The sequence below is a fragment of the Nocardia sp. NPDC003345 genome (assembly GCF_053589395.1).
Map to the genome: position 1 here is coordinate 1 of NZ_JBSFRU010000408.1, position 5,022 is coordinate 5,022.

6 protein-coding genes are annotated in these 5,022 nt (G+C 70.8%); 1 reads left to right on the forward strand and 5 read right to left on the reverse strand.

Annotated elements, in window-relative coordinates:
- Nucleotides 1–135: 135 nt before the first annotated feature.
- The gene (locus tag ACWDU1_RS29370; RefSeq protein WP_450003425.1) at nt 136–1,701 is read right to left on the reverse strand and encodes a carboxylesterase/lipase family protein; all 1,566 of its coding nucleotides are present in this window, start codon (nt 1,699–1,701) and stop codon (nt 136–138) included.
- A gap of 116 nt (nt 1,702–1,817) precedes the next feature.
- Here ACWDU1_RS29370 and ACWDU1_RS29375 point away from each other — a divergent pair, with 116 nt between their 5' ends.
- Nucleotides 1,818–2,036 carry an FmdB family zinc ribbon protein gene (locus ACWDU1_RS29375; RefSeq protein WP_450003427.1) on the forward strand — a complete coding sequence of 73 codons (219 nt, stop codon included), beginning with the start codon at nt 1,818–1,820 and terminating at the stop codon, nt 2,034–2,036.
- A gap of 5 nt (nt 2,037–2,041) precedes the next feature.
- On the opposite strand, the gene ACWDU1_RS29380 is transcribed toward ACWDU1_RS29375, so the two are convergent.
- The 4 genes from ACWDU1_RS29380 to ACWDU1_RS29395 all read right to left on the reverse strand — a co-directional run.
- Complete coding sequence (locus ACWDU1_RS29380) at nt 2,042–2,341, reverse strand: SelT/SelW/SelH family protein (RefSeq protein ID WP_450003429.1); 300 nt, start codon at nt 2,339–2,341, stop codon at nt 2,042–2,044.
- A 60-nt stretch (nt 2,342–2,401) separates the two neighbouring features.
- Nucleotides 2,402–2,788, reverse strand: a complete 387-nt coding sequence (locus ACWDU1_RS29385; protein ID WP_450003431.1) for a YchJ family protein — start codon at nt 2,786–2,788, stop codon at nt 2,402–2,404.
- A gap of 44 nt (nt 2,789–2,832) precedes the next feature.
- Nucleotides 2,833–3,306: a hypothetical protein gene (locus tag ACWDU1_RS29390; protein WP_450003433.1), complete on the reverse strand. Its 474-nt coding sequence runs from the start codon at nt 3,304–3,306 to the stop codon at nt 2,833–2,835.
- On the reverse strand, nt 3,303–5,022 hold a 1,720-nt coding region (locus tag ACWDU1_RS29395; RefSeq protein WP_450003434.1), incomplete at its 5' end, for a hypothetical protein. The genes ACWDU1_RS29395 and ACWDU1_RS29390, both read right to left, overlap by 4 nt.

Here is a 5,022-nt window from a genome sequence, read left to right on the forward strand (position 1 = left end):
AGCGCTCGAAGCGAAGCGGCGCAGCCGCCAGTCTCGAGCGCTGACAGCAGACGCTCAGGGGGCCGAACCCCGCGCGCCGGAGGCGCGCCAAAAAACACAGCACCCGAGCGGCGGAGCCGCTCCAATAAACACAGCTCAGGCGAAGCCGACTGCCCGTTCTCCCCATGCGGTGAGCAGATCGCCTTCGGGGTCCGGGACCACGCGATCGACCGTGTCGATCAGTAGCGTGTCGCGGGATTCCGGGTGATAGGGGGGCCAGTGTTTGGAGCCGTCCAGCGCGGCGGGGACCCCGTGTTCGGCGAAGGCCAGCCAGCGGCGCATCATCCGGCCCGAGACCTCGGCGGCCTGTCTTCGGCCGCCGAGCCAGAAGGTGGGGTCGTGGTCGAAGGTGCCGAAGTTGCCGAATACGTACGGGAGTTCTGTGGCGTGACCCGCGCCGACGCGGGCGGCTCGCAGCATCGGGGTCGCGTGGTCGAAGCGGTACATCCAGGTGCGGGAGTGCTGGGCGTGACCGTCGGCGACCCACAGGGCGGGCATCCGGAAGGCGGCGTCGGTGGACATGGCCAGGGCGCCGCGAGGTTTGGCGAGGTCGGGGTAGACGGAGGTGATCTCGGCCAGCCGTTCCGCCGAGAGCCCCGGATGGCCGGCCTGTACCTGTTCGAGCATGGTGTTCACGGCCTGCGGGGTCACCGGCATGATCGGTGAGCGGAACAACCGGAACAGCGAGGCCTCGTCCTTGTTGGTCCCGATGATGAGCGGGACCCGGTGCGAACGCCCGTCCCGGAACCGGTCGGTGGGATAGCCGGGCAGTAGATCCTCGTCGACGACCGGCGCGGCCGCCAGGGTCCCGGGGGACAGCAGCGGCACCTCGTCGATCAGGACCGCCGCGGCGCGCACGATACGTTCGAGCGGGCAGGTCAGCAGTTCGTCGATGCGGGCCCGGGGTAGGTCGATCAGTTCGCGGAAACGTTCGGCGACCCCGGCGGCCCGTTCCCGGCCGTAGACCGAGGTCGCGGGCGGGCTCTGCGCGATGGCGCGCTGGAACAATCCCGCCGCGCGAGGGGCGGTGAGCAGCGCGGTGACACAGCCGGCGCCGGAGGATTCGCCGAACAGGGTCACATTGCTGGGGTCGCCGCCGAAATCGGCGATATTGTCGCGGACCCATTCCAGGGCGGCGAGCTGGTCGAGGAGACCGAGATTGGGGACGAAATCGTCGGACAGGGAGGAGAGGTCCAGGAAACCGAGCGCACCGATGCGGTAGTTCACGGTGACCACTACGGCGTCACCGGCTGCGGCGAGGTGGCTGCCGTCGTATACCGCCTGCGCGGCCGAGCCGAGGCAGTAGGCGCCGCCGTGCAACCAGACCAGCACCGGACGCGGTTCCGCCGGTTCGGCCGGGGCCCAGACATTGACCCAGAGGCAGTCCTCACCCATCCGCAGCGAGCGGTCCATGGGGACGGTGTTGGCCATATCCTGCGGTGCGATCTGCCCGTCGGTGACGCAGTCGCGGACACCGTCCCAGCGTTCGGGTGCCCGCGGCGGCCGGAAGCGGCGCGACCCGGCCGCAGCGGCGGCATAGGGAATTCCACGCCATACCGACAGGGAGCCCTCCCGGGTACCCCGGACCGCGCCGAACTCGGTCCGGGCCACCGGAGCGGACTCGCCCACCTCAGGTGTCACCTCGAAGCACTGGACGTTCATCACAGACCTCCTCTACCTGTGCATTCGAGGGTACGGGTGAAGTGGTTACACCTCGGTTTCAGAATTGTCGCGTTGCGCCCGGTTTCCGGGTATCGGGACGTCCTTAGAATGCGGGCATGCCGAGTTACGAGTTCCGCTGCTGCGAATGCGGCGATACCTTCGAGGTCCGGCGTCCGATGGCGCGATCGTCGGATCCCGCGATCTGCCCCGGCGGCCACGATGACACGGTGAAACTGCTCACGACCTTCGCCACCGCCGGCCGGGCGGCCGCGCCGACGGCCCCGGCGCCGGCCGCCGGAGGCGGCGGGTGCTGCGGGGGCGGGTGCTGCGGCTGACCCGGTCAGCTCGTGCCGGGCGATGCCGGACCTCGATCACGGTCGGCGTGTCCGAGATCACGATCCGGTGCGATCCGGTCGCGGACCCGTTGCTTGAGTACGGATATATCCGGGAAACCGCCGTCGGCGCGGCGCTCCCACACCTGGGCCCCGTCCACCGTGATCCGGAAGATTCCGCCTGCACCGGGTATCAGGGCCACCTCACCGATATCGGTGCCGAAGGTACTCAGCAATTCCTGTGCCATCCAACTCGCGCGCAGCAGCCAGCGGCACTGCGTGCAGTATTCGATGGCGATACGCGGCATGGCTGCAGACTACCGGCGGTCGCGGGCCGCCGCCCGGCACGGCGGATGGTCCGCCGCCGGTCAGAATTCGAGGTCGCCGTCGAGATAGCGCCACCCGTCGTCGGTTCTGACGAAGCGGCTGATCTCGTGCAACCGCCCGCGGCCGGCGGAATCCCGGTAGTGGGCCACGAATTCGACGGTCCCGGACTCGTCGAACGGCCCGCCCGCCTCCGCGCGCAGGATTTCCAGGAACAGCCAGCGGCGCTCGGGGTCCGGATCGAGATCGTCCGGACGGGTACGCGGATGCCAGGTCCGGAGTAGGTACCCGGTATCGCCGAGCACGAAAGCGCTATAGCGAGAACGCATCAATGCCTCGGCGCTGGGCGCCGGACGCCCGGCCAGCAGCGGCCCGCAGCACGCCCCGAAGGTATCGCCGCGGCGGCAGGGGCACGGTGTCGTATCGTCCACGCCCCGATTCTGCGCGGCACCCGTCGCGGGCACCACTTCCGGCGTCAGGGTTTCGCCGCGACCAGGTCCTGCGCGATCCGCGCGGTGTCGTCACGCCAGCGGCGCAGTTCGGTGAATCCCGGCGCCAATTCGTAGTCGTGATGGTGCGTGGCATGCGATAACGCGGACCACAGCGCCGCGACCCGGGCCGCCGTCGCCGGATCGGCGACCACCCGCAGGGCGAGGAGTTGCGCGCGCATCGGGCAGCGCATGAGATCCGGTTCGGTGCGCGACCACAGTTCGTCCACGGCCTGTTCCAGCGCGATCCGCAGAATCCACGCGGTGGCCCGGGACCACACACCGCCCGCCGCCGGTACCGATCCGTCGAGCAATCGGTCCACCACCGCCAGCCGTTCGGGGACCGTGGGCCGGGGCTCCGCCGGCGGCGCGGCCGCCCGTGAACCGGCCCGGTCGCCGCGACGGGCGCGCGTCCGGCGGCGGGCGGTATCGCGGCGCCGCGGCGCATCCGACGCCGTCACCGCGCCAGCCAATCGACGAAACGCCCGGTATCGGCGATCAGCTCGCCCAGGTCACGCGCGATCGGGATATGTGCCCCGGCCGTGGCGTCGCGGACCACCTCGACAGCCCACCGGCCCTCCTTGGCCAATTCCTTGTTCAGATCGTCGATGCGACGGCCGGGACCCAGCACGGCCAGCGTCACCATCGCGCGGGTCGACTGGGCGGTATCGATGCGGCGCTGTACCTCTCGGTGATCCATCCCGCCGGCCAGCAGTACTCGTTTGGCCCGGGCCAGGCTCGCCGCTTCCAGCGCGGAACGACAGCAGGTGGCGACGAGTTCGTCGGCGATGGAGCGCGGCAGCTGCGGGGTACGCAACAGTGCGCGGGCATCGTCGAGGTAGCGGCGCACCGGATCGCTGGACAGGCGGACCTCCACCACCGACCGCTCCCGGCGCTGCACCTCCAGGATCCGGGCGTCGATCTGCATCCGCCGTACCGCCTCGGCGAGACGGTCGTCGTGGGTGAACACCACCACCTGGCGGTCCCACGCGACCGTCGCCAGCACCCGGGCCAGGCCGTCGACCTTGGCGGGGTCCATGGCCTGTACCGGATCGTCGATGACGACGAAACGGAACGGGCTCGCCGCCACCGTGGCCCGCGGCAGGAACAGCGCCAGGCCCAGCGCGTGCAATTCCCCCTGGCTCATCACCCCGAGCGCCGCGCCGTCCACCTCGTCGACGGTGACCTCGAGCTGCACCCGTCGAGCGGTATTCGCGTTGCCCTGCAACCGGATGCCACCGAGTTCGATACTGCTCTGCTGCCGCAGGCTCTGCCACACCCAGCGGGCCGTGCCGGCCAGCGGGGCCATCCGCTCGTCGCGGGCCTGCGCCGTCGCCGATTTCAGCCATTCCTCGGCGGCGCGCACGGTCTGCAATTCGGAGCTGCCGGCGGCGACCGATCTGTTCAGTTCCAGCCATTCGCGCAGGCGCGGGGCGAAGGGGGCCCACACCTCGTCGAGACGGTCCAATTCCTTACCGGCCCGGCCGCGCAGATACCCCAGTTCCACGGCGACGCGCTCATAGACGGCGGCGAGCCGGCCGGGACGATCGTCGGCCGATCCGGGCAGGGCCGCCCACTGTTCCCAGGCGGCGCGCAATGCCGAGGTATCGAGATAGGCCAGTTTCTCGGCGGCCACCAGTTCGGCCGGGACGGCCTCCGCCAGGACCCGTAGTTCGGCCAGTCCCGCCGCGAGTTCACAGCGGGCGGACGCCAGACCGGCCGTCCGGCACGAGAGTTCGGAGATCACGAGGGTGGTCTCACGCAGCCAGCGCTCGTCCAGCTCGCCCCGGCCGCAGACCGGGCACGGGCAGCCGTCCACCGGCCCGGCACCGAGCGTCCCGGGGTGCTCCTCCGATTCGGACCGGGTGGCATGGGCGCGTGCGGCCCGCAACAACTCGAGGATTCGCAGATCGGCTGCCGCGGCCGGCGTACTCGCGGCCCGGACCGCGGCACGGGCGGCGTCTATCCGGTCCGCCAGTATCGTCACGCGCTGCGACGGTGGGAGTTCCAGTGCCAGCAGCGCCCGCAGGGCCGCCGGTTCCGGGCCCCCCGTGGTTCGGGCGACGAGGCGTTCCAGCGCGTTCGTATCCGGAGCCTGATCACCCAGGATGCGGCCGGCGAGCACGGCACGCTCGTCGGGGACACCGCTGAGATCGGCCCGCAGCGCCAGCCGTTCA